Source organism: Mesorhizobium sp. M1428, assembly GCF_040317515.1.
GTDB lineage: Bacteria > Pseudomonadota > Alphaproteobacteria > Rhizobiales > Rhizobiaceae > Mesorhizobium.
In genome coordinates this window covers 176,682-199,029 of sequence record NZ_JAMYKT010000005.1, presented here as the reverse complement: position 1 = coordinate 199,029, position 22,348 = coordinate 176,682, and the positions used below count along the sequence as shown (strand labels likewise).

Below are 22,348 nucleotides of genomic sequence, written 5' to 3'. Positions count from 1 at the left end.
TCATCGGAGGGGGTGAGGGATGTTCTTCTATGTCTCCAAGGTTATCGGGTTCTTCGTCGAGCCGTTGAATCTCGCGATCTTTCTGCTGCTGGCGGGGATGGTCGCGGCGATGCTCGGGCGGCGACGGTTGGCGACCGCCGGCAGCACTCTTGCCTTCCTCATCCTTGTTGTTTCGACATGGAGCCCGCTCGGACCCATGATGCTCAATCCGCTGGAGGAGCGCTTCCCCAGGCCGCCGCTGCCGGAAAAGGTTGACGGTATCATCGTGCTTGGCGGCAGTCTGGATGGCGCCGTCAATCTGGTGCGTGGCGGCTATGAAATGAACGCCAGCGGCGACCGGATGGTCGAGGCTGCCGTGCTGGCGCGGCGGTTTCCGACAGCGAAAGTCGTTATCTCCGGTGGCAGCGTCGAAACGTTCCGCGGCGGCGAAGGCGATGCAGATACTGCGCCGCGTCTTTTTGCCGCTTTCGGCGTGGCGGCCGATCGGCTGATCCTCGAGAACAAATCCCGCAGCACCTACGAGAATGCTGTCTTCACCAGGGAACTGGTGACGCCGAAACCGGGGGAGACATGGCTGCTGGTGACCTCGGCCTTCCACATGCCACGCGCCAAGGCGCTGTTCGACAAAGCTGGCTTTTCGACCGTTCCGTGGCCGGTCGACTATCGCACCTCCGGCAGGGAAAGCATCGGCACCTTGCCTTATCCCGGCGACTGGCTGGAGGTCACCACTGTTGCGATCCGCGAATGGATTGGGCTCACCGCCTATTGGCTGTCGGGCCGCATCGATCGGCCTTTTCCCGGACCGGGCGGCTGACCGAGCACCGCCTGCCGCGCCGCCGAGAAAAACTGGCGGCGCACCAGTACCGCCAGAAGCAGCAGCGTCGATAGCACGAAGACTGTGGGATCGACGAACCAACCGAGATAGCCGATCGAGAAGAACACGCCGCGCAGGCCCGAATTGAAGTGCTTTCCGGCCAGCATGTTCATGCGCGCGGCACGCCACACCGCCGTTTCGGTGACCGGATTGCGCGACGCCTCGCCATGTGGAATCGGCACGGCGCCGATCAGGATCGAGCAATAGTTGAACAGCCGGTAAGCCCAGCCGAACTTGAAGAAGGAAAAGGCCAGGATCAGCACCAGCCCGAACACCTTCGTCTGGAAGGCCGCGCGTGAGGACGTGGCGCCAAACGGCAGGTCGCTCAGTACGGTCAGAACCTGATCCGAGGCGCCGAGCAGGGCAAAACAGCCGCCGATCGCAATCAGCGAACTGGAGGCAAAGAAGGCGGTCCCCTGTTGCAGGCCGCTCATGATAGCGGTGTCGACGATGCGGATCTCGCGTTCGGCCATGGTCCGCATCCAGGCCTCGCGCTGCGCGTTCATCGCCCTCGTCAGCGACATGCGGCTGACCAGCATTCCGTCGGCGGCGAGCGTATGCAGCACCCACGCGGCAAGGAAGAACCCCAGCGCGGCAAGATCGGCCGTCGATAGATGAAAGGAATCGCTCATGCATTGCTTTTACCACAGGCGGCGCTAACGCTTCGATGGCCTAAGCTGGAATGTCGCTGCCGGAGCAAACAAGGTCGGCAGGCGCAGCGCCGCGGTCCTTAAAACAGCGGAAAACATCATGGGAATTCCTATATGTAGACCTCAACAGGGTCCCAGGAGAAAACGCCCACGTGTTCCTTTCGGTTTTCGACTTGTTCAAGATCGGCATTGGCCCATCGAGTTCGCACACGATGGGGCCGATGACGGCTGCGCGGCGGTTTCTCGACGAGATTGCGGGAGACGACTGGCCGCGCCCGGCCGGCGCCAAGGTCGACCGGATCGCGGCCAGCCTGCATGGCTCGCTCGCCTATACCGGCATCGGCCATGGCTCCGATCGTGCCGTGGTGCTCGGCCTCGCCGGCCAGACGCCGCAGACGGTGGATCCCGACCAGGCGGACGGCATCGTCGCTCGCATCGCCGCCGAGAAGCGGATTTCGCCGCCCGGCCATCCGTCCTATCGTTTCGACCCGGCAACGGATCTTGTGCTGGATCGCAAGACGCCGCTGCCGGGTCACGCCAACGGCATGGCCTTCTCTGCCTATGATGCCGGTGACCGGTTGCTGCTGAGGCGCGTCTATTATTCGATCGGCGGCGGCTTCGTAGTGTCCGAGGAAGAACTGCAGCGGATGAAAGCAAGGGGCTCGGCGACAACCGAAGGCAAGAAGGTTCCGTATCCGTTCAAGAATGCCGTCGAAATGCTATCGATGGCAGCAAAAAGCGGGCTTTCCATTGCCGAGATGAAGCGCGTCAACGAGGAGACGCAGATGTCGCGCGGGGAGCTCGACGCCGGCCTCGACGGCATCTGGAGCGCCATGAAGGGCTGCATCGAGCGCGGCCTGTCGCAAGACGGCATCATGCCGGGCGGACTGAAGGTGCGCCGCCGCGCCCGGATGCTGCACGACAAGCTGCAGGAGCAATGGCAGCAGAACCGGCCCAACCCGCTGCTCGCCAACGACTGGCTGTCGATCTATGCGATGGCGGTCAATGAGGAGAATGCCGCCGGCGGACGTGTCGTCACCGCGCCAACCAATGGGGCGGCCGGCACCCTGCCCGCAGTGCTGCGCTACTGGTTGCATTTTCATCCCGAAGCCGACCAGCCCAGCATCCGCGATTTCCTGCTGACGGCGGCGGCCGTGGGCGGCATCATCAAAACCAATGCTTCGATCTCGGGGGCGGAAGTCGGCTGCCAGGGCGAGGTCGGTTCGGCTTCGGCAATGGCTGCGGCGGGATTGTGCGCCGTCATGGGCGGCACGCCCGAGCAGGTCGAGAACGCTGCCGAGATCGCGCTGGAACATCATCTCGGCATGACCTGCGATCCGGTCGGCGGCCTGGTGCAGGTGCCGTGTATCGAGCGCAACGCGCTTGGCGCCGTCAAGGCGGTGACCGCCGCTTCGCTGGCCATCAAGGGCGACGGCGTTCATTTCGTGCCGCTCGATGCCGCGATCGAGACGATGCGCCAGACCGGCCTCGACATGAACGAAAAGTACAAGGAAACCAGCCTTGGCGGATTGGCCGTCAATGTCGTGGAGTGCTGAGCGCCATTCTGGGGGCCGGACCACCACTGTGGAGAAGTCGATCAGGCCGTTGACGCGTTCGCGTGCTGGACTAAACCTTAAACGATGTCTCTCAATCTCATAAAGCTTTGCGTCGGCTGTGACAGCGTCGAGGATCTGGAGGAGTGGATCGCCTTCCGTCTCGACGAGCGGCGCCGCGCCGGCGAACCGGCCGAGCACTATCACACCACCCGCATGGTGCCGACACGCGGCGCCGAGATTACCGACGGCGGCTCGCTCTACTGGGTGATCAAGGGCAATGTCCAATGCCGCCAGCTGATCACCGAAATCCGGCCCTTCACCGATGACAAGGGCATCGGCCGTTGCCATCTGATCCTCGATCCCGAGGTCGTGCGAACTGACTGGCAACCGCGCCGTGCATTCCAGGGGTGGCGCTACCTGAAGCAGGCGGACGCGCCGGCCGATCTCGGCAAGGGCAAAGCCGGGCTGATCGAGATGCCGCCGAAGCTCAGGCGTGAGCTTGCCGATCTCGGCCTACTCTGACGCCAAGAAACGCAGCGCCAAGACCACCAGCCGAAGCGCTTGTCCGCAGTTGCCATCATCACCGGTCCTCCAGGTCGCCTCATCTGGGCTTGCAAGCCGGGGAACAACGCCACATCTTGAATGTCATGAGCGACAAGAAGCAGTCCGTGCCTGCAAAGGCCAATCCTGCGCCGGTCGAGTCTCAATCGAGCACCGGCGAAATCGACGCGTTTCTCCGTCAGGCAAGGACGCTCGCTGCATCCGCCACCGGTTCAGGCAGGCTGATCCTGTCCCTTGACGCGACGATGAGCCGCCAGCCGACCTGGGATCTCGCCTGTGCGCTGCAGGCCGAGATGTTCGACGCCGTCGGCAAGGCCGGGGCGCTCAAGGTTCAACTTGTCTATTTTCGCGGCCTTGGCGAGTGCCGCTCCTCCGCATTCGTCACCGATACCGAAGCTCTGAAACAGCTGATGACGCGCATCGACTGCCGCAGCGGCCATACCCAGATCGGCAAGGTGCTCGCCCATGCGCTGAAACAGACGGCGGCGGCCAAGGTCAACGCGCTGGTCTATATCGGCGACGCGATGGAAGAAAACATAGATGATCTGGCCGAAAAGGCCGGCAGCCTCGGTCTGCACGGAGTTCCTGTCTTCGTCTTTCAGGAAGGTCATGATGCCGCTGCGGAAAAGGCGTTCAAGGAAATTGCGCGGCTGTCGAAAGGGGCCTGGTTCCGGTTCGATCGACGGGCTGCCGCAACCTTGGCCGGCCTGCTGTCGTCCGTCGCCGTGTTTGCGACCGGCGGGCTGAAAGCACTGGAGGCCCGGGGCAGGCCGGAGGACCGGCTGATGATCGAGCATATGCGGGGCGGCGGAAACTGATGGGCGCAATTATCGCTTTTGTAGCATTGCTTCTAGTGCTTCTCGGCACGCTCACCATCTTCCTGCGCGCCGATCCGGCGAAGCTTGCAGGCGGCATGAGAACGCTTGGACCTGTGCTGCTCGGGCTGGTCGGCGTCGCCGTGCTGCTGGTCGGGCGCGAGGGCATCGGCGGCTTGATCCTGTCGGCTGCGCTCGCCTGGTACGGCTCCATGCGCATGAATCGGCCGGCAGCCAAACTGGCACCAGGCAAGCGTTCGACAGTTCGTACCGCGGCGCTTGAGATGGAACTCGATCACGATACCGGCGGCCTCGAAGGCCTTGTGCTGGCCGGGCGCCATGAGGGCAAGATGCTTGGCTCGATGGGGCTTGCCGAATTGCAGCAACTCTATCGCGAACTCTCCGGCGATCCGGAGAGCCGCCAATTGCTAGAGACGTATCTTGACGGCAGATTTCCCATCTGGCGCAAAGACGCTGATGCGAATGGTGGCGAAGGGCTGGGTGTTGCGCCAGGTTCTGGCGCCATGACTAAGGAGGAGGCCTACAAGATCCTTGGTCTTGAAGCGGGGGCTGCCGCGGCGGATGTCCGCAAGGCGCACCGCCGCCTGATGCAGCGCCTGCACCCCGATATCGGTGGCACGTCTTTCCTGGCGGCGCGGATCAATGAAGCCAAGGACGTCTTGCTCTCCAATCACAACTAGTCTCCTTCGACGCAGAACTTTCGGGAAAGATATCGTTTCGGGCGCCGCTTACTGCTGGACGGCGTAACACTCGATCTTCTTCTTTTTCAAAGCGTTGCAGGCCTTCCAGGCAGCGGTCTTCGAACCGAAACCACCGAACCGGGCGCGGTAGTAGGTGACGCCGTCCTTGTCGAAGGCGACGGTGAAACCGGAGGCATCGGCCAGAACGGAGGGCGCCTGCTTCGTCGCCTTGTCGAGGAAAGCCTTCGCTTCGGCCTGTTTTGGCGAAGAGGCGACCTGTATTGCCCAGCCGGATGGCACCGATGCCGTGCTGACCGGATCGACCTCTGGCGCCGGTTCGGCATAGGCTGCGGCGACCCGGGCTGTCGCCACATCGTCCACTGTCGCCACGGCCGTCGTCTTGACCCTCTTGGCCTGAACGACCGGAGTGGTTTCTTCAACGACGGGCGCATTTTCCTCGACAAGGGAGGCAACGGCATCGTCGTCCGGCTTACTGTCCGGTGTCGGAGCGTCATGCTTCGGTAAAAGCACCTTGGCCAAGGCTGAAATCGGATTGCCCCCGCTAGCCTTGGCAATCAGCACGCCGCCGCCGCGCGACGACGCCTTCGGCATGTAGTCATTGATCAACCCGGCCATCTGGCTGTCGCGGCTGCCGCCGGACCTGCCGCCCATGACCACCGCTACGATGCGCCGATCGCCATCTGAGACCGAGGAGACCAGATTGTAACCGGAGGCGCGGGTGTATCCGGTCTTGATGCCGTCGACGCCCTTGATGCGTCCGAGCAGCCGGTTGTGGCCGTTGATGCGCTGCCGCCCGTAAAGAAAGGAGCGCTGCGAGAAATAGCCGTAATATTGCGGAAAATGCTCTCTCAGGGCGATGCCGAGCATCGCCATGTCGCGCGCGGTCGTGAACTGGCCGGGATCAGGCAAGCCGTTGGCGTTGCGAAAAACGGTTCCCCTCATGCCCAGAGCGCGCGCCTTGGCGGTCATCATGCGGGCGAAATTGGCTTCATTGCCGCCGAGCATCTCGCCAAGCGCCGTTGCAGAATCGTTTGCCGATTTGGTCACCATCGACAGGATCGCGGTCTCGACCGTGACCGAGCCGCCCCGCTTGACGCCGAGCTTCGTCGGCGGTTCGGCAGCGGCATTGGCCGAGAACACGACCGGGGAATTCTTGCTGATCCTGCCCTTCGCCAACGCCTCGAACGTCAGATAGAGCGTCATCATCTTGGTAAGCGATGCCGGATAGCGCCGGCCATCGGCGTCCGACGAATAAAGCACCTTGCCGGTCTTGGCATCGATGACGATGGCTGCCGACTTGGCCGCCATGGATGAAGCCGCATCCGCGACGACGAAGCTCATCGCCATAGCGAGGATCATGATCGTTTTGAGGGGGGACGCGGATTTGGAAACGAAGCCCGACAACGCCTTACGCACTGATAGTTCCTTTGAATTTCCGTTGCCTTGGAGGCGGCAAAGGGTCCTGCCTCACCTCCGGCCACGCTAACGCGGGCAGCGTTACCAATCCGTTTATGGTAACCGCCGCGTTCACCATTTTCTGCGGGATTGAGCTTCTCTTTATTCGAATCTTAGCGATTACCGGCAGCTCACGATGCGTATTGCCGCGGGAATCTTGACTTTTGTGCACTGCACAATATATTTACACGCATTGCACAACGCGGCCCGGACAAGGCGCGTCTATCGTCCAAAGGCAACCGTTCAAGGGAATGCGTGAAATGACCCAGACCTATGAAGATTTCAGCAAATACGGCAAGGAATTTGCGGACACCGGATTGAAGAGCTTCGCCTCGCTGTCCAAGGGTGCGCAGGCTATCGCCGCCGAGGCGGGCGAGTACACCAAGAAAAGCTTCGAAGCCGGTAGCGCCGCTGTCGAGAAGCTCTTTTCCGCCAAGTCGCTGGACAAGGCGATCGAGATCCAGTCCGACTATGCCAAGCAGTCCTATGAGAGCTTCGTCAGCGAGGCCACCAAGCTTAGCGATCTCTATGCCGAACTCGCCAAGGAAGCCTACAAGCCGTTCGAATCGATCGTCGCCAAGGCGAAGTAAATTCGACGAACGTTCCGAGCCGGCCCTTGGGCTTGCGAAGACAGACCCGGTCGCGAACGCGCGGCCGGGTTTTTTCATGCCAGCTCGAAATTGAGGGCCTGCGGTCTTCACGATTTGAAAAATCGGTCAAGTTTGGCCACCTAGCCATATTGTCAGCTAAACAGAAGGGCTTAAAATCGTCCATCGAACACCTACATGTCGAGCATGCATGAGGATTCGAAAGAGGCAGGACTACGTGACTACAGGTTTGACTGCCACGAGCTACGTGGTGCGAATGCAGAACGGCAGCAACGGCAATGAGGCCGGTCGCGGCACGGCCGTCATCACGCGCACAAAAACCAAGACCAAGAAGCCCAGTCTGTACCGGGTCCTCATTCTTAACGACGACTACACACCCATGGAATTCGTGGTCCACGTGCTGGAGCGCTTTTTCCAGAAGGACCGCGAAGCCGCCACACGCATAATGCTTCATGTTCACAATCATGGGGTGGGCGAGTGCGGGGTCTATACATTCGAGGTGGCCGAGACCAAAGTGTCTCAGGTCATGGATTTCGCCCGACAGAATCAGCATCCGCTGCAATGCGTGATGGAGAAGAAGTGAGGTAACATGCCGGCTTTCTCCCAAGGCCTGGAAAAGGCGCTTCACCAAGCGCTGACGCTCGCCAATGAGCGGCACCATGAATATGCAACCCTTGAACATTTGCTGCTCGCCCTGATCGATGACACCGAGGCGGCCGCCGTCATGCGTGCCTGCAACGTCGATCTCGACGAGTTGAAGCATACGGTCCTCACCTATATCGACACCGAACTCGACAACCTCGTCACCGGCTACGATGAAGATTCCAAGCCGACCGCCGGTTTCCAGCGCGTCATCCAGCGCGCGGTGATCCATGTGCAGTCGTCAGGCCGCGAGGAGGTGTCCGGCGCCAACGTGCTCGTCGCCATCTTCGCTGAGCGTGAGAGCCACGCCGCGTACTTCCTGCAGGAACAGCAGATGACCCGCTACGACGCGGTCAACTATATCTCGCATGGCATTGCCAAGCGCCCCGGCGCTTCCGAGACGCGGACGCCGCGCGGCGCCGACGATGAGCAAGGCAGCCAGAGCGGGGCCGAGCCGCAAGAGGAAGGCGGCAAGAAGAAGCAGCAGCAGGACGCGCTGACTGCCTATTGCGTCAACCTGAACAACAAGGCCAAGGCCGGCAAGATCGATCCATTGATCGGTCGCGAGAGCGAGATCAACCGGACCATCCAGGTGCTGTGCCGCCGCTCCAAGAACAACCCGCTCTATGTCGGTGATCCCGGCGTCGGCAAGACGGCGATCGCCGAGGGCCTCGCCAAGCGCATCGTCGAGGGCGACGTTCCCGAAGTGCTGCACAATGCCACCATCTTCGCGCTCGACATGGGCACGCTGCTGGCCGGCACCCGTTATCGCGGCGATTTCGAGGAGCGGCTCAAGCAGGTCGTCAAGGAGCTCGAGGATTATCCCGGCGCCGTGCTGTTCATCGACGAAATCCACACCGTGATCGGGGCAGGGGCCACCTCCGGCGGCGCCATGGATGCATCGAATCTGTTGAAACCCGCACTGTCGTCAGGCGCCATCCGCTGCATCGGCTCTACCACCTACAAGGAGTTCCGCCAGTTCTTCGAGAAGGACCGCGCGCTGGTGCGGCGCTTCCAGAAGATCGACGTCAACGAGCCGACGGTCGAGGACGCCATCGAGATCATGAAGGGCCTAAAACCCTATTTCGAGGAGTTCCACAAGGTCCGCTACACGAGCGAGGCGATCAAGGCTTCGGTCGAGCTCTCGGCACGTTACATCAACGACCGCAAGCTGCCGGACAAGGCGATCGACGTGATCGACGAGACCGGCGCCTCGCAGATGCTGGTGCCGGAAGCCAAGCGCAAGAAGACCATCGGCATCAAGGAGATCGAAGCGACGATCGCCACCATGGCACGCATCCCCCCGAAGACGGTTTCCGCCGACGACGAGAAGGTGCTGCAAGGCCTCGACATCGAGTTGAAGCGCGTCGTTTACGGCCAGGACACCGCGATCACAGCGCTGACCTCGGCCATCAAGCTGGCGCGGGCCGGCCTGCGCGAACCGGAAAAGCCGATCGGCTCGTACCTGTTCTCGGGCCCGACCGGTGTCGGCAAGACGGAAGTGGCCAAGCAGCTCGCCGCCTCGCTCGGCGTGGAACTGATCCGCTTCGACATGTCGGAATATATGGAACGCCACACCGTTTCGCGGCTGATCGGCGCGCCTCCCGGCTATGTCGGCTTCGACCAGGGCGGGCTTCTGACCGACGGCGTCGACCAGCATCCGCATTGCGTGCTGTTGCTGGACGAAGTCGAGAAGGCGCATCCGGACCTGTTCAACATCCTGTTGCAGGTCATGGACCACGGCAAGCTGACCGACCATAACGGCAAGCAGATCGACTTCCGCAATGTCATCCTGATCATGACCACCAATGCGGGCGCATCCGATGCGCAGCGCGCAGCCATTGGGTTCGGTTCGACCAAGCGCGAAGGCGACGATGTCGAGGCGATCAACCGGCTGTTCACGCCGGAGTTCCGCAACCGTCTCGATGCGATTATTCCGTTCGGCTCGCTGCCGGTGCCGGTCATCCATCAGGTGGTGCAGAAGTTCGTCATGCAGCTGGAAGCGCAGCTTTCCGAGCGTGGCGTGACCTTCGACTTGTCGCAGGATGCAATCGCATGGCTGGCCGACAAAGGCTACGACGAGCGCATGGGCGCCAGGCCGCTTGGCCGTGTCATCCAGGAGCACATCAAGAAGCCGCTGGCCGACGAGGTCCTGTTCGGCAAGCTCAAGAAGGGCGGCACGGTGCGTGTCACCGTCGAGAAGAAGGAAACCGGCGAGACCGGCCTGAAGCTCGAATCGCTCGCCGACGAGGCGCCGGTGAAGCCGAAGAAGGAAGAGCCGGACGACGTGCCGAAGGCCAAGAAGGCCGTGGCGAAGAAGCCCGCCGCGAAAAAGGCGGTGGCGCAGAAGCCGGAGCCGAAAGGCAAGGATGGCGGCAAGCGCAGCCTTGTGCCGCAACTGCCGCGCAAGAACTGACGAACCAGCCAGTAAAAAAGCCCCGGAAACGGGGCTTTTTTTTATGACACGTTCCGGTTATGCACCCGGCGCCCGCCGGAGCGGTTTGCGCCGGTTCAGCTTGCCAGCGCCATCCGTATCTTGCCGGCGTTCTCGGCCAGGACTTCAGGCTTTTCCATCTGTCCGCTGTGCGGCTTCAAGGGAATGCCCTCGAAGCGCGGAATGACATGGACATGGAGGTGGAAAACGGTCTGCCCCGAGGCTGGTTCATTGAACTGCATAACCGTGACGCCATCGGCATCGAAGGCCTTCTTTACGGCCCGCGCAACTTTCTGGACGTGAGCGAAGAGCGGGCCAAGCACCGCCGGATCCGCGTCGAGCAGGTTGCGTGACGGGGCTTTCGGCACCACCAGCGTGTGACCCTGTCCTTGCGGCATCACATCCATGAAGACCATGACCGCGTCATCCTCGTAGACGCGGTGCGAAGGAATTTCTCCGCGCAGGATTTTTGCGAAGATGTTGCTGCTGTCGTAGGTTGCTTCGGCCATGGCGCGCTCCGGTTCTTGGCTCGCTGTCTCGTGTAGCGAAGCTGTTCCGGGCGGGCAACACGATCGGTCGACATCGGCCGTGCCGGCCCGCTCGGCTGAGCGATTGGGGCTCGCTACTCTACTCCGCCATGTCCTTGCGGAACGGAGTGTGCTCTTCCAGATATTCGCTCATCCGCTCGACTTCGCGCCGCTCGCGCTGGAGGTAGTCGGCCACTGCATTGCGCAGACCTGGATGGGCGATGTAGTGCGCCGAATGCATTGTCACGGGCCGGTAGCCGCGCGCCAGCTTGTGCTCGCCCTGCGCACCGGCTTCAACCACCTTCAGCTTGCGCGAGATGGCGAAATCGATTGCCTGATGGTAGCAGACTTCGAAATGCAGGAATGGGTGGTCTTCGATGCAGCCCCAGTTGCGGCCGTAGAGCGCGTCTGAGCCGATGAAGTTGATGGCGCCGGCAATGTAGCGCCCGTTGCGTTTGGCCATGACCAGCAGGATGTCGTCGGCCATGCGCTCGCCGATCAGCGAGAAGAAAGCGCGGTTGAGGTAGGGCCGGCCCCATTTCCTGCTGCCGGTATCCATGTAGAACGCGAAAAAGTCGTCCCAGGCCTTTTCGGTCAGATCCTTGCCGGTCAGCCAGTCGATCGAGATGCCGTCGGCGAGCGCCTCGCGCCGCTCTTTCTTCATTGCCTTGCGCTTGCGCGAGGCTAACGTCGCGAGAAAATCGTCGTAGCTCGAAAAGCCTTCGTTGAAGAAGTGAAACTGCTGGTCGGTACGATGCAGGAAGCCGGACGCTGCCAATATCCGGACGTCGTCTTCCGGCGCGAAAGTAACATGCGCGGAAGACACGCCCAGCTTATCCGTCACCGCCTTCAGGCCGGCCGCAAGCCCGGCCTTGACGGTAGGGCTGTCCTCGCCCTTGCCGACGAGCAGGCGAGGGCCGGTGACGGGTGTGAACGGCACCGCGCATTGCAGCTTCGGGTAGTAGCGCCCGCCGGCGCGCTCGAATGCGTCCGACCAGCCATGGTCGAATACATATTCGCCCTGGCTGTGCGACTTCAGATAGCAGGGGACCGCCCCGAGCAGCTTGCCTCGGGCGGTTTCCAGCCTGAGGTGATGGCCTTGCCAGCCGGTGCGCCGAACAGCGCAGCCCGAATCTTCCAGCGCGCTCAAAAAAGCGAATGAAACAAGCGGATTGTAGCCGTTTTCTGCATCACCGCGTGTAGTGCCGCCGAGGCTGTCCCATTCAGCGCTGGTAAAGGCGCCGATACCCGCGGCGATGCGGATCGACAGTTCCGCATTCGCCGTTTGTCTTTCGCAGTCGTCCCCTTGATCCATGAGGCTTACTTAAGCTCGCTGCGGACCCATACAAGCCCGCTCAGGCAAGCCGTACCAGATCGGGCTCGAATCCTTCGAACGTCATCTGGTCGGCATATTTGAAGGTCAGATCGACGGCAGGCTGGTCGTGCACGGTCCAGGTGATCACCGGCATGCCGAGTCTTTCTCGCACGAAGGAGACGAACCGGTTCGGCAGGTCGCCGGCGGCGTAGGAGGTAAAGGCGATGTCATGCGCCAGCATGGCGAAATGCGCCTCGATCAGGTGGTTGTCGTTGCCGTAGGCGGTCAACCCGCCGGGTATGCCGGGTGCATGTTTCGCGAACTCGCGGATCAGCCAATGGTCGAACGACATGATCGCGGTCCTGCCCTTGTAATGTTTGAGCATCTTGCCGACGCTTTCGACCAGGCCTTCGTCGTGCCCGGCAGCGCCTTTCAGCTCGATAACCATCGGCACACGGCCGTCGACCAGATCAAGCGCCTGCTGTAGCGTCGGCAAATGGTCAGCGGTGCCGCCGACCGTCAGCGCCGTGATCTCGGCAGCGGTACGCTGCCAGACGAAGCCGTCCTTGCCGGTCAGCCGCCGCAGATCGCCATCGTGGATAATGACGGGGACGCCGTCGGATGACAGGTGCACGTCGCACTCGATCGCATAGCCGCGCTCGGCCGCCGCGGCGAAGGCGGAAAGCGTGTTCTCCCAGCGCGTCTTGTTCATGTCGTGGAGGCCGCGATGGGCGACGGGCCGGGCAGTCAGCCAGGAAAGATCGGTCATGGTCTCAGTCCCGGTCATTCGACTTCGAAGATCGCTTCGATTTCCACTGCGGCATTAAGCGGCAGGGAGGCGGTGCCGACGGCGGAGCGTGCGTGCTTGCCGCGATCGCCGAGCACGGCGGCGAGAAAATCCGAGGCGCCGTTGGCAACCAGATGCTGTTCGACAAAATCCGGTGCCGAGGCGACGAAGACGGTGATCTTCACCAAGCGACGGATTTTCTCGAGATCGCCAAGTGCCGCCTGGGCCTGCGCCAATATGTTGATCGCACAGTATTTTGCGGCTTCCTTGCCGGTCGCGGTGTCGACATCGCGGCCAAGCAGTCCGCTCGCCTGGAGCTTGCCCTCCTTGAGCGGCAACTGCCCGGCGGTGAACAGCAGATTGCCGGTCCGGCAATAGGGCACGTAATTGGCGGCGGGCGCGGCGGCGGCCGGCAGCGTCACGCCGAGATCGCTTAGCCGCTTTTCGATTGTTTCGCTCATGCTATTTCCCTATTGCTTGAAGGTGCCGCGCAGGCCGGGCCGAAATTGCTATTTTTGCCTCGCTTCCGCCACGACTTTTTTTAAGCTGGACCATCTTTCCATGCGGCCTGCCATTAGCCGCGATGATCGGAGCACCCCATGCGCGCAACGCGCCTCGCATTCAACGCCGTTCTCTTGACAGCGGCTTCCTGGGCGGCTCCCGCTTTTGCGGTGCCTGCGCTGCAGGCGCATCGTGCTGTTTACGACATTTCACTCGACAAGGCCTCAGACCGTTCCGGCATTACCGGCATCACCGGCCGGATGGTCTACGAGTTCAACGGCTCGCCTTGCGAGGGCTATACGGTAAAGTTCCGTTTGGTGACCCAGATCGTAACCAGCGACAACACCAGGCTGACCGACCAGCAGATGACCACCTTCGAGGATGCCGAGGGCAAGACCTTCTCCTTCGTGAACAAATCCTTTGTCGACCAGAACCTCGACAAGGAGGTCAAGGGTACCGCGACGAAGGAAGCCAACGGTCTCAAGGTCGATATCGACAAGCCCGAGAAGAGCAGCCTGGAACTTGCGCCGACCCAGTTCCCGACCCAGCAAATGGTCGAAATGATCGGCAAGGCGGAAAAGGGCGAGCGTTTCTACGAAACCAACCTGTTCGACGGCTCTGAGGATGCCAACAAGGTGGTAACCACCACCGTTGTCGTCGGCAAGCAAGCCGATGCCGACAACACCGATCCGGAAGCGCCGGCGCTGGCCAAGCTCGCCACCGACAAATACTGGCCGGTCGACATCGCCTACTTCGATGATGCCGACAAAGGCGGCGAGGAGGTGCCGGAATACCGGATCAGCTTCAAGCTGCACAAGAACGGCATCACGCGCGATCTCGTCATGGACTATGGCGAGTTCTCGATGACCGGCAAACTGGTCAATCTGTCACTATTCGATCAGCCAAAGACCTGCCCGTCGAAATAGGCTCGAACCACCGACAAGCCGCCGGCCGCTATCCGGGATAGTAGCGCTTGATCTTGTGGGGCATGTCGCATCGACTTGAGCATGCCGCAATTGCCAATCAACGTTTTACGACGGTAAGCGCCGCGGGGGAGCAGGTTGAGCAGGATCGACGTTTTTGTGGCGCCGCGGCCCAATGCGACGCTGATCAAGGCCATGACATTCGTCAACCGGATTGTCATGCTGCACGGCATTCCGGGGCTTCGCGACCTGTTGCCATTCAACCGCCTGGCCGGTTTGCGCGGCGTCGCCAATGTCCGTCACATCGATTTTCCGGAGGATGACCGGCAAAGGCTGAAGGCTTGTTGCGGTGCGGGCAAGGCGACGTTCATCACACCCAACCATCCCGAATTCTTTACCGACTGGATGATCGACAAGGAGGTCGTGTCGCGGGTAAGCCCACTGGCGGCATCCTGGGCCACGCACGGCGTCGTCAATGGGCTTGGCCGGCTGATGCAGAAATTCTGGTTGGCCAACAATCTGATCGCGCAAATCCCCGGCAACAGCGCGGCCGCCAAGGAACATTCGGTGGCCTGGGCGCTGAAAGGGCACGGCGTGCTGCTGCATCCCGAAGGCGGTGTCGGCTGGCATGCCAACATCATTGCCCCGCTGCTGCCAGGCGCGGTCGAGATGGGGTTCGAGGCGCTGAAGCGCGGCCGCCTGACGGATCCGGATTTCAAGGTTTGGATCGCGCCCGTGATCTGGAAGCTCGCTTTCACGGGGAATGTCGAGGCGGCGCTGGCAAAGGAATGTGCCTATGTCGAGCACAGCCTGAAGATCGAACGCCGTGCCGCCAATACGCTGCCGGAGCGCGTCCATCATATCTACGCGACGCTGCTATCGCGCGAAGAGGCTGCAAATGGCCTGCGATCAGATGAGCGGGCTTCGTATGACGCACGTCAGAAGGACCTGCTGACCGAACTAGGCCGTCGCCTTGCCGAACTTGTTTCGCTCGACGCCGGCACGCTCGACAATGCCGACCTTTTGCGCCGTTCGCGGCGCTGGCTGCGAGAAAACACAGACGGCACCGGACGGCAGAAGCAGGTCCGAATGCTGGCGGATACAATCCAGCGCCTGCAGCGTGTCGGGTCGTGGGCTTCAGCCAATCCGCGCATCACGCAGGAGGAGATCGCCGAACATTTGAAGCGAATCCGCAACGATTATTGCAAGGGTACGCTGCGCGATACGATCAACCGTTTCGTGCCGCAGCCGGCAGGCCCGCGCCGCGCTCATATCCGTGTACCGGAGCCGCTAGGCTTGCACGCCTATCAAGGCTCCGTCGAGGAGGCACTCGCCGAACTGCACGATCGGATGCAGGAGACCGTCACCAGGACGATGACGCAACTCGAGGCCGGCGGCGGGTTCATTTTCTATGCCAATCCCTTCTATCATCGTTAGCGGTGTGTTGGTCGGCGCAAGATGAAGGAGTGCGGCAAGCCTCATGGCGGTCTATGTCGATGCGGCGATCTGGAAATGGGTCGGCCACCGCTGGTGTCATCTGCTGGCAGACGACACCGACGAGCTGCATCGCTTTGCTGGGCAGCTCGGCATCAAGCGCTCGTCCTACCAAGGGCCGCCGAAGACATCGGCACCGCATTATGACATAACCGGGCTCGAGCGCGACCGCGCAGTGCGGTTAGGCGCCATCGAATGCAGCCGCGAGGAGATCGTCGCCGTTTTCCGGCGTGTGCGCGTGCCGAAGGCGAAGATGCGGCGATGACACCGGTGCGCTGATCGCCGCACGCTGAGCCGCAACACGCCACAACGCTTGCGTTTGTCGCGCTTCCCCTCTATATGCGCGCTCATTCCACACACGGACTTTGGTGTCTGCCCGGGAGAAATCCGGCTGAAACCTCCGGTGGCGTTCGAGGACAAAGTCCAAAAATGCCTGTGTCCGTGGAGGCTAACCGGAAAGGAAATAAGAATGGCTCTGCCTGATTTCAGCATGCGCCAGCTATTGGAAGCTGGCATTCACTTCGGCCACCAGACCCACCGCTGGAACCCGAAAATGGCGCCCTATATCTACGGCGCCCGCAACAACATCCACATCATCGACCTCTCGCAGACGGTGCCTTTGCTGCACCAGGCGCTGAAGCAGGTTTCCGACACTGTTGCCAAGGGCGGCCGCGTGCTGTTCGTCGGCACCAAGCGCCAGGCCTCCGACATCGTCGCCGATGCCGCGCAGCGCTCGGCCCAGTACTATGTCAACTCGCGCTGGCTCGGCGGTATGCTGACAAACTGGAAGACGATCTCGAATTCCATCCAGCGCCTGCGCAAGCTCGACGAAATGCTGGCCGGCGAGGCTCAGGGCCTGACCAAGAAGGAGCGCCTCAACCTCGACCGCGAGCGTGAGAAGCTCGACAAGGCGCTGGGCGGCATCAAGGATATGGGTTCGACGCCCGATTTGATGTTCGTGATCGACACCAACAAGGAAGCGATCGCGATTCTCGAGGCCAAGCGTCTCGGCATCCCGGTCGTTGCCATCATCGATTCCAACTGCGACCCGGACAAGATCGACTTCCCGATCCCCGGCAACGACGACGCGGCCCGCGCCATCCAGCTGTATTGCGATCTGATCGCGAAGGCAGCTATCGACGGCATCGCCCGTCAGCAGGGCGCGCTCGGTGTCGATATCGGCGCATCGGTCGAGGCTCCGGTCGAGCCGGCGCTCGATCAGACCCCGGCCGCCGAGAGCCCGGCAGCCCAGACGCCGGAAGCATAGTAGCGAAGGCCGGCTGCGGCCTTCATCTTTCCAATATGTTGGCGCGGTAAGCGCTACCGCACCAGGCGCATCATCGAAAATCGATGGTGCGTCGGTGCATTTAGACAAAGAGGCAACAATGAGCATTTCGGCTGCACAGGTCAAAGAACTCCGCGACTTGACCGGCGCGGGCATGATGGACTGCAAGGCGGCGTTGAACGAAACCAACGGCAACATGGAAGAAGCCATCGACTGGCTGCGCAAGAAGGGCATTTCCAAGGCCGACAAGAAGGCTGGCCGTACCGCTGCCGAAGGCCTGATCGGCGTCGATTCCGGCGTCCGCGAGGCAGCGATCGTCGAGGTCAATTCCGAGACGGACTTCGTTGCGCGCAATGCTGCGTTCCAGGAGATCGTCGCCAATGTCGCGAAGGTCGCGCTTGCCTATGGCGGCAAGACCGAGGCCGTTGCCGCCGCTCCCTATCCGGGCTCGGGCAAGTCGGTCGCCGAGACCATCAAGGACGCTGTCGGCACCATCGGCGAGAATCTGGGCTTCCGCCGCTCGGCCAAGCTCACCGTCGAGCACGGCGCTGTCGCAACCTACGTTCACAATGCGGTCGCCGACGGCCTTGGCAAGCTCGGCGTGCTGGTGGCCATCGAGACGACAGGCAACGCGCATGCCGCCAACGCCTTCGCCCGTCAGGTTGCCATGCATGTCGCTGCCACCAATCCGATGGCCTTGACCACCGAACAGCTCGATCCGGCCGCGGTGGAACGCGAGAAGGCGATCTTCGCCGACCAGGCGCGCCAGTCCGGCAAGCCGGAAGCGATCATCGAGAAGATGGTCGAGGGCCGTTTGCGCAAGTTCTACGAAGAGGTCGTGCTGCTCAAGCAGGCTTTCGTGCTCAATCCCGACATTACCGTCGAGAAGGCGCTGAAGGATGCCGAAAGCGAGATCGGCGCGCCAGCCAAAATCGCTGCCTATCTGCGCTTCGCGCTCGGTGAGGGCATCGAGAAGGAAGAGACCGATTTCGCGGCGGAAGTCGCGGCAGCGGTCAAGAAGTAAACTATTCCTTTAAAAGGTTTTTTCGGCCGGGTGTCCGCGAGGATGCCCGGCCGATTTCTTGCGCGGTGTCGATAAAGGCGCGGAGTTTCGGGGCCATCGCGGCGCGGCGCGGGAAATAGAGGAACAGTCCCGGCTCCTCGATCGATGCCTCGCCAAGGACTTCGACCAGCCGGCCTGCCTCGATGTCGGGCTTGACAAGCGGCTCGAACAGATAGGCGAGGCCGATGCCGGCAAGCGCCATTTCCCTTGCCGACAGTGGATCGCTGACGACCACGCTGCCGCGTGTCTCGACGCTGATATCCTTGCCCTGATCGGACAGATCCCAGCGATAGAGCGCACGTGATCGCAACAGCCGATAGCCGATGCAGTTGCAGGTGGACAGATCCGCAATTGTTCGCGGCTTTCCGTGGCGGCCGACATAAGCCGGAGAGGCGACAATGGTCGTCCGGAACGGCTGAGTCAGCCGCACCGTCACCATATCCTCGGCGATCATCTCGCCCAGCCGGATGCCAGCGTCGAAACCCTCGCCGACGATATCGCTCAGACGTTCGTCGGTGACGATCTCCACCGTCACGTCAGGGTAACGTTCCGCCATCACCGTCAGGATGGGCGTCAGCGCCAGAGGCAGCGCCAAACGCGGCGCGTTGATCCTGAGCAGTCCGCTTGCCCGGCCTTTGACAGAGCGGATACGTTCGATCCGGTCGGCAATGTCCTCCAGTGCCGGCTCCGCCGCAGCGACAAGCGCGGTGCCAGCCTCGGTCAGCGAGACGCTGCGCGTGGTGCGGGCAAACAACGGCTGGCCGATCCGCTCCTCCACCAGCCGAACCGCATGGCTGACCGCTGACGGGCTCATGCCGAGCTCGGCGGCTGCCGGCGCGAAGCCGGCACGCCGCGCGACGGCAACGATTATAGGTAGGTGGCTAAGCAGATCGCGATCCATTCATGCATGATATCGCATAGTGCATGCGGATAATGCAATCTTATCGGTGGGGAAAGGAGGGCGCATCTTTGGCTGCATCACACGGCAATCGCCGAGCAGCCAAGGAGATGTCCAATGACCGACCCCGATTCCGAACGAACCCGTAATCTCGAGACCGTGCGTAAATTCTTTGATCTGATGCACCGCAAGGACATTGAGGCATGGGGCAACCTTTGGGCTGAAGACGGCCGAATCCTTATCTTCTACCCGCCGGCAGGATTTGGAAACAGCATCGATGGCAAGGCCGCGATCCTGGCGGCCTTCCGAGGCCTCTTCGGCAATTTCGAATTTTTCGATTCGCAGCTGACAGCCATCTATCCGGCAGTAGATTCGGACGCGATCGTCGTTGAGTACAAGAACCGCGCGGTGCTGATCGGCGGCACTGAATACACCAACAGCAATATCGCGATTTTCCGCTTCAAGAGCGGTCTGATCAGCGCCTACCACGATTATTTCGATCCGCGCCGGTTCCAGGTGGTGGTCGATGCGCTGGCCAAGGCCTGACTGCGTATCCCAGGCAAGACCTCAATCCCGCTTTTCAAACTTCAGGAGAAATCCATGACCATGTCCTACTACACGCTCGGCAACAGCGGGCTGCGTGTCACCCGCCTGGCGCTCGGCACCATGACGTTCGGCACGGAATGGGGCTGGGGCGCGGAGAAGGAAACCGCGCGCGCCTTGGTTGATGCCTATGTCGAAGCCGGTGGCAATTTCTTCGACACCGCCGATCTCTATACCGGTGGCACGGCCGAAACGTGGCTCGGCGAATTCATCGCCGAGCGTGGGCTGCGCGACAAGGCGGTGATCAGTACCAAATTCACCTACAACGCCGAACCGGGCAATCCGAACGCCGGCGGCAACGGCCGCAAGAACATCCTGCGAGCGGTAGACGGTTCGCTAAAGCGGCTCGGCACCGACTACATCGACCTCTACATCCTCCATACCTGGGACAGGCTGACACCACCGGAGGAGGTGATGCGGACGCTGGACGATCTGGTGCGCGCCGGAAAGATCCGGCATGTCGGTCTGTCCGACGTGCCGGCCTGGTACGCAAGCCGGGCGCAGGCGGTCGCCGAGCAGCGCGGCTATGAACCGGTTTCGGCGCTTCAGCTCGAATATTCGCTGGCCGAGCGCAACATCGAGCACGAGTTCGTGCCGTTCGGCACGCGCTATGGCGCCGGAATCATGGTCTGGAGTCCATTGGCCAGCGGCCTGCTCAGCGGAAAATACCGTTTCGATACAATCGTCAAGGATGGTGGCCGGCTGGAGACAATGCGTGGTTCGACCAATCCCGGTTTCCAGAAATTCGCCGATCGCAACTGGCAAATCGTGGCCGAACTGGAGACGGTTGCCGGCCAGCTCGGCCGCAGCATGGCTCAGGTCGCCCTGAACTGGACGGCAAACAGGCCAGGCATTGCGTCCGTCATCGTCGGCGCCACCAGGCTTGACCAGCTCAAGGACAATCTCAGCGCGCTTGATTTCGACATTCCCGAAGATCTTCGGGCACGGCTCGATGAGGTGAGCCGGCCGGTCACGCCCTTTCCGTATTCGTTCTTCGGCCCTGAAACAAGGCGGCCTGACCGGTGGACAGGCGGTGGGCGGTAAGCCGGCAAGTTATCTGCCGGACCTGTTCATGCAAGGCACTTTTGCCGGCGTGAGCTGACGGCTATCCCGGGCGACTATCTCAAGTTTCCGGCTCGAGGGCCGCGTGACATCGCGGCGCCCTTCGTGTATCGGAACGCCCAGTGGTTCGGGGCGCACCGAAACGCGTCACACGCACGATGACGAGGACCAGATGACGGTGAAGCCCCTCTACCGACGTGTCTTGCTGAAAGCATCGGGCGAAGCGTTGATGGGCGAGCAGCATTTCGGCATCGACGTATCGGTGGTCGACCGCATCGCCGCCGACATCGCCGAGGCCCGCGCACTGGGCATCGAAGTCGGTGTCGTCATCGGCGGCGGCAACATCTTCCGTGGCGTCGCGGTTGCCTCGAAGGGCGGCGACCGCGTTACCGGCGACCATATGGGCATGCTAGCCACTGTCATCAACTCGCTGGCGCTGCGCACCTCGCTCAACAAGATCGGCGTCGACGCCGTTGTGCTGTCGGCGATCGCCATGCCCGAGCTTTGCGAAAGTTTTTCGCAGCGTCAGGCGACCGCCTACATGAACCAGGGCAAGGTCGTCATCTTCGCTGGCGGCACCGGCAATCCGTTCTTCACCACCGATTCGGCTGCAGCCCTTCGCGCCGCCGAGATCGGAGCCGATGCTCTGTTCAAGGGCACCCAGGTCGATGGTGTCTATTCGGCTGATCCCAAGAAGGACCCGCACGCGACACGTTTCGAGCGGATCAGCCATGACGAAGTCATCAAACGCGGGCTTTCGATCATGGATACGGCGGCGATTGCACTTGCGCGCGAAAACAACATTCCGATAATCGTCTATTCGATCCACGAGAAGGGTGGTTTCGGCGATATCCTGAGGGGCGGCGGCCGTTGCACGGTTGTCGCAGACGATTGACCGGACCATGAACCCGAAAGGGACCGGTTGCGGATGAGGCTCGAACAGGGCCTAAGCAGTGAACCCGGGTTAACGGGTCGAGGAGACGATGATGAGTGGCGAGTACGACGATCTCAAACGGCGCATGGACGGGGCGATCGCCGCGTTCAAGCATGATCTGGCTTCGCTGCGCACCGGCCGCGCGTCGAGCAACCTGCTCGACGCCGTCCAGGTGCAGGCCTATGGCACCACCATGCCGATCAACCAGGTGGCAACAGTGTCGGTGCCGGAACCGCGCATGATTTCGGTTTCGGTCTGGGACAAGTCGATGGTCAGCGCAGTCGACCGCGCCATCCGTGAAGCCAATCTCGGCTTCAATCCTATCGTCGACGGTACCAATCTCAGGATTCCGCTGCCCGAGCTCAACGAACAGCGCCGCAAGGAGCTGGTCAAGATCTCGCACGGTTATGCCGAGAATGCCCGCGTCGCCGCACGCCACGTTCGTCGGGACGGCATGGACTTTCTGAAAAAGGCGGAAAAGGACGGCGACATCAGTGAGGACGACCATCGCAAACGGGCCGACCAGGTTCAGAAACTGACCGACGAGACAATCAGCACCATCGACCACCTGCTTTCCGACAAGGAAGCGGAAATCATGCAGGTCTAGGGTCTGGCCACGCCTGGCCCGGAAGCGAGAAT

The 22,348-nt window shown here is 61.7% G+C and carries 23 protein-coding genes and 1 pseudogene; 17 read left to right on the top strand and 7 right to left on the bottom strand.

What is annotated here, in order from left to right; translation table 11 throughout:
- Positions 1–19 precede the first annotated feature (19 nt).
- Positions 20–814, top strand: coding sequence for a YdcF family protein (locus tag NKG60_RS09800; protein WP_352666580.1), 795 nt, complete (start codon positions 20–22; stop codon positions 812–814).
- On the opposite strand, the gene NKG60_RS09795 is transcribed toward NKG60_RS09800, so the two are convergent.
- Positions 763–1,506: a DUF599 domain-containing protein gene (locus NKG60_RS09795; RefSeq protein ID WP_352666582.1), complete on the bottom strand. Its 744-nt coding sequence runs from the start codon at positions 1,504–1,506 to the stop codon at positions 763–765. The genes NKG60_RS09800 and NKG60_RS09795 overlap by 52 nt on opposite strands.
- A 170-nt stretch (positions 1,507–1,676) precedes the next feature.
- Between NKG60_RS09795 and NKG60_RS09790 the strand changes: the two genes are divergently transcribed.
- From NKG60_RS09790 to NKG60_RS09775, 4 genes are all read left to right on the top strand, one after another.
- Positions 1,677–3,080: an L-serine ammonia-lyase gene (locus tag NKG60_RS09790; protein WP_352666584.1), complete on the top strand. Its 1,404-nt coding sequence runs from the start codon at positions 1,677–1,679 to the stop codon at positions 3,078–3,080.
- Positions 3,081–3,164: 84 nt separating this feature from the next.
- Positions 3,165–3,602, top strand: coding sequence for a DUF1489 family protein (locus NKG60_RS09785; RefSeq protein ID WP_352666586.1), 438 nt, complete (start codon positions 3,165–3,167; stop codon positions 3,600–3,602).
- A 125-nt stretch (positions 3,603–3,727) separates the two neighbouring features.
- Complete coding sequence (locus tag NKG60_RS09780) at positions 3,728–4,459, top strand: vWA domain-containing protein (protein WP_352666587.1); 732 nt, start codon at positions 3,728–3,730, stop codon at positions 4,457–4,459.
- Positions 4,459–5,157 carry a DnaJ domain-containing protein gene (locus tag NKG60_RS09775; protein ID WP_352491541.1) on the top strand — a complete coding sequence of 233 codons (699 nt, stop codon included), beginning with the start codon at positions 4,459–4,461 and terminating at the stop codon, positions 5,155–5,157. The genes NKG60_RS09780 and NKG60_RS09775 overlap by 1 nt, the downstream gene beginning before the upstream one ends.
- Before the next feature lie 48 nt (positions 5,158–5,205).
- On the opposite strand, the gene NKG60_RS09770 is transcribed toward NKG60_RS09775, so the two are convergent.
- Complete coding sequence (locus NKG60_RS09770; RefSeq protein ID WP_352666590.1) at positions 5,206–6,594, bottom strand: SPOR domain-containing protein; 1,389 nt, start codon at positions 6,592–6,594, stop codon at positions 5,206–5,208.
- A gap of 299 nt (positions 6,595–6,893) precedes the next feature.
- Here NKG60_RS09770 and NKG60_RS09765 point away from each other — a divergent pair, with 299 nt between their 5' ends.
- From NKG60_RS09765 to clpA, 3 genes are all read left to right on the top strand, one after another.
- The gene (locus tag NKG60_RS09765; RefSeq protein ID WP_352666591.1) at positions 6,894–7,223 is read left to right on the top strand and encodes a phasin family protein; all 330 of its coding nucleotides are present in this window, start codon (positions 6,894–6,896) and stop codon (positions 7,221–7,223) included.
- Between the two features lie 274 nt (positions 7,224–7,497).
- On the top strand, positions 7,498–7,824 hold the full coding sequence (clpS, locus tag NKG60_RS09760) for an ATP-dependent Clp protease adapter ClpS (RefSeq protein WP_023717744.1): 327 nt from the start codon (positions 7,498–7,500) through the stop codon (positions 7,822–7,824).
- Between the two features lie 6 nt (positions 7,825–7,830).
- A complete protein-coding gene (gene clpA / locus NKG60_RS09755) occupies positions 7,831–10,299 on the top strand; it encodes an ATP-dependent Clp protease ATP-binding subunit ClpA (protein WP_023674922.1) in 2,469 nt (822 codons plus the stop codon).
- 95 nt (positions 10,300–10,394) lie between these two features.
- Here clpA and NKG60_RS09750 read toward each other — a convergent pair whose 3' ends face one another.
- The 4 genes from NKG60_RS09750 to NKG60_RS09735 all read right to left on the bottom strand — a co-directional run bounded on the left by NKG60_RS09750 (position 10,395) and on the right by NKG60_RS09735 (position 13,407).
- Positions 10,395–10,826, bottom strand: a complete 432-nt coding sequence (locus tag NKG60_RS09750; RefSeq protein WP_352666592.1) for an HIT family protein — start codon at positions 10,824–10,826, stop codon at positions 10,395–10,397.
- Between the two features lie 118 nt (positions 10,827–10,944).
- Positions 10,945–12,159 carry a GNAT family N-acetyltransferase gene (locus tag NKG60_RS09745; RefSeq protein WP_352666594.1) on the bottom strand — a complete coding sequence of 405 codons (1,215 nt, stop codon included), beginning with the start codon at positions 12,157–12,159 and terminating at the stop codon, positions 10,945–10,947.
- Between the two features lie 40 nt (positions 12,160–12,199).
- Positions 12,200–12,928, bottom strand: coding sequence for a glycerophosphodiester phosphodiesterase (locus NKG60_RS09740; RefSeq protein ID WP_352666596.1), 729 nt, complete (start codon positions 12,926–12,928; stop codon positions 12,200–12,202).
- A 14-nt stretch (positions 12,929–12,942) separates the two neighbouring features.
- Entirely contained in the window at positions 12,943–13,407 is a 465-nt protein-coding gene (locus NKG60_RS09735; RefSeq protein ID WP_352448812.1) for a RidA family protein, read from the bottom strand.
- A gap of 138 nt (positions 13,408–13,545) precedes the next feature.
- On the opposite strand from NKG60_RS09735, the gene NKG60_RS09730 reads away from it, so the two are divergent.
- From NKG60_RS09730 to tsf, 5 genes are all read left to right on the top strand, one after another.
- Complete coding sequence (locus NKG60_RS09730) at positions 13,546–14,373, top strand: cell envelope integrity EipB family protein (protein WP_352666597.1); 828 nt, start codon at positions 13,546–13,548, stop codon at positions 14,371–14,373.
- Positions 14,374–14,508: 135 nt separating this feature from the next.
- Positions 14,509–15,807, top strand: coding sequence for a lysophospholipid acyltransferase family protein (locus NKG60_RS09725; RefSeq protein ID WP_352666599.1), 1,299 nt, complete (start codon positions 14,509–14,511; stop codon positions 15,805–15,807).
- Between the two features lie 43 nt (positions 15,808–15,850).
- Positions 15,851–16,129, top strand: coding sequence for a DUF4031 domain-containing protein (locus NKG60_RS09720; protein WP_352666601.1), 279 nt, complete (start codon positions 15,851–15,853; stop codon positions 16,127–16,129).
- Between the two features lie 204 nt (positions 16,130–16,333).
- Positions 16,334–17,131: a 30S ribosomal protein S2 gene (gene rpsB, locus NKG60_RS09715; protein ID WP_031211288.1), complete on the top strand. Its 798-nt coding sequence runs from the start codon at positions 16,334–16,336 to the stop codon at positions 17,129–17,131.
- 118 nt (positions 17,132–17,249) lie between these two features.
- Positions 17,250–18,173, top strand: coding sequence for a translation elongation factor Ts (gene tsf, locus NKG60_RS09710; protein WP_352666603.1), 924 nt, complete (start codon positions 17,250–17,252; stop codon positions 18,171–18,173).
- 1 nt (position 18,174) lies between these two features.
- On the opposite strand, the gene NKG60_RS09705 is transcribed toward tsf, so the two are convergent.
- The gene (locus tag NKG60_RS09705; RefSeq protein ID WP_352666605.1) at positions 18,175–19,113 is read right to left on the bottom strand and encodes a LysR family transcriptional regulator; all 939 of its coding nucleotides are present in this window, start codon (positions 19,111–19,113) and stop codon (positions 18,175–18,177) included.
- Between the two features lie 114 nt (positions 19,114–19,227).
- On the opposite strand from NKG60_RS09705, the gene NKG60_RS09700 reads away from it, so the two are divergent.
- The 4 genes and pseudogenes from NKG60_RS09700 (at position 19,228) to frr (ending at position 22,316) form a co-directional block, all read left to right on the top strand.
- Complete coding sequence (locus NKG60_RS09700; protein ID WP_352974886.1) at positions 19,228–19,656, top strand: nuclear transport factor 2 family protein; 429 nt, start codon at positions 19,228–19,230, stop codon at positions 19,654–19,656.
- 54 nt (positions 19,657–19,710) lie between these two features.
- Positions 19,711–20,815, top strand: a pseudogene (locus NKG60_RS09695) (aldo/keto reductase).
- A 132-nt stretch (positions 20,816–20,947) separates the two neighbouring features.
- Entirely contained in the window at positions 20,948–21,670 is a 723-nt protein-coding gene (gene pyrH, locus NKG60_RS09690) for a UMP kinase (RefSeq protein ID WP_023674934.1), read from the top strand.
- Positions 21,671–21,761: 91 nt separating this feature from the next.
- Positions 21,762–22,316 carry a ribosome recycling factor gene (frr, locus tag NKG60_RS09685; protein ID WP_084640965.1) on the top strand — a complete coding sequence of 185 codons (555 nt, stop codon included), beginning with the start codon at positions 21,762–21,764 and terminating at the stop codon, positions 22,314–22,316.
- The last annotated feature ends 32 nt before the right edge of the window (positions 22,317–22,348 follow it).

What these genes read in the sequence shown, in the direction of transcription:
- NKG60_RS09735 (WP_352448812.1), bottom strand. Translation starts at nt 13,407, where the DNA reads ATGAGCGAAACAATCGAAAAGCGGCTAAGCGATCTCGGCGTGACGCTG.
- clpA (WP_023674922.1), top strand. Translation starts at nt 7,831, where the DNA reads ATGCCGGCTTTCTCCCAAGGCCTGGAAAAGGCGCTTCACCAAGCGCTG.
- NKG60_RS09740 (WP_352666596.1), bottom strand. Translation starts at nt 12,928, where the DNA reads ATGACCGATCTTTCCTGGCTGACTGCCCGGCCCGTCGCCCATCGCGGC.
- NKG60_RS09785 (WP_352666586.1), top strand. Translation starts at nt 3,165, where the DNA reads ATGTCTCTCAATCTCATAAAGCTTTGCGTCGGCTGTGACAGCGTCGAG.
- pyrH (WP_023674934.1), top strand. Translation starts at nt 20,948, where the DNA reads ATGACGGTGAAGCCCCTCTACCGACGTGTCTTGCTGAAAGCATCGGGC.
- frr (WP_084640965.1), top strand. Translation starts at nt 21,762, where the DNA reads ATGAGTGGCGAGTACGACGATCTCAAACGGCGCATGGACGGGGCGATC.
- NKG60_RS09795 (WP_352666582.1), bottom strand. Translation starts at nt 1,506, where the DNA reads ATGAGCGATTCCTTTCATCTATCGACGGCCGATCTTGCCGCGCTGGGG.
- NKG60_RS09720 (WP_352666601.1), top strand. Translation starts at nt 15,851, where the DNA reads ATGGCGGTCTATGTCGATGCGGCGATCTGGAAATGGGTCGGCCACCGC.
- NKG60_RS09775 (WP_352491541.1), top strand. Translation starts at nt 4,459, where the DNA reads ATGGGCGCAATTATCGCTTTTGTAGCATTGCTTCTAGTGCTTCTCGGC.
- tsf (WP_352666603.1), top strand. Translation starts at nt 17,250, where the DNA reads ATGAGCATTTCGGCTGCACAGGTCAAAGAACTCCGCGACTTGACCGGC.
- NKG60_RS09765 (WP_352666591.1), top strand. Translation starts at nt 6,894, where the DNA reads ATGACCCAGACCTATGAAGATTTCAGCAAATACGGCAAGGAATTTGCG.
- NKG60_RS09750 (WP_352666592.1), bottom strand. Translation starts at nt 10,826, where the DNA reads ATGGCCGAAGCAACCTACGACAGCAGCAACATCTTCGCAAAAATCCTG.
- NKG60_RS09800 (WP_352666580.1), top strand. Translation starts at nt 20, where the DNA reads ATGTTCTTCTATGTCTCCAAGGTTATCGGGTTCTTCGTCGAGCCGTTG.
- NKG60_RS09700 (WP_352974886.1), top strand. Translation starts at nt 19,228, where the DNA reads ATGACCGACCCCGATTCCGAACGAACCCGTAATCTCGAGACCGTGCGT.
- NKG60_RS09780 (WP_352666587.1), top strand. Translation starts at nt 3,728, where the DNA reads ATGAGCGACAAGAAGCAGTCCGTGCCTGCAAAGGCCAATCCTGCGCCG.
- NKG60_RS09705 (WP_352666605.1), bottom strand. Translation starts at nt 19,113, where the DNA reads ATGGATCGCGATCTGCTTAGCCACCTACCTATAATCGTTGCCGTCGCG.
- clpS (WP_023717744.1), top strand. Translation starts at nt 7,498, where the DNA reads ATGCAGAACGGCAGCAACGGCAATGAGGCCGGTCGCGGCACGGCCGTC.
- NKG60_RS09745 (WP_352666594.1), bottom strand. Translation starts at nt 12,159, where the DNA reads ATGGATCAAGGGGACGACTGCGAAAGACAAACGGCGAATGCGGAACTG.
- NKG60_RS09730 (WP_352666597.1), top strand. Translation starts at nt 13,546, where the DNA reads ATGCGCGCAACGCGCCTCGCATTCAACGCCGTTCTCTTGACAGCGGCT.
- rpsB (WP_031211288.1), top strand. Translation starts at nt 16,334, where the DNA reads ATGGCTCTGCCTGATTTCAGCATGCGCCAGCTATTGGAAGCTGGCATT.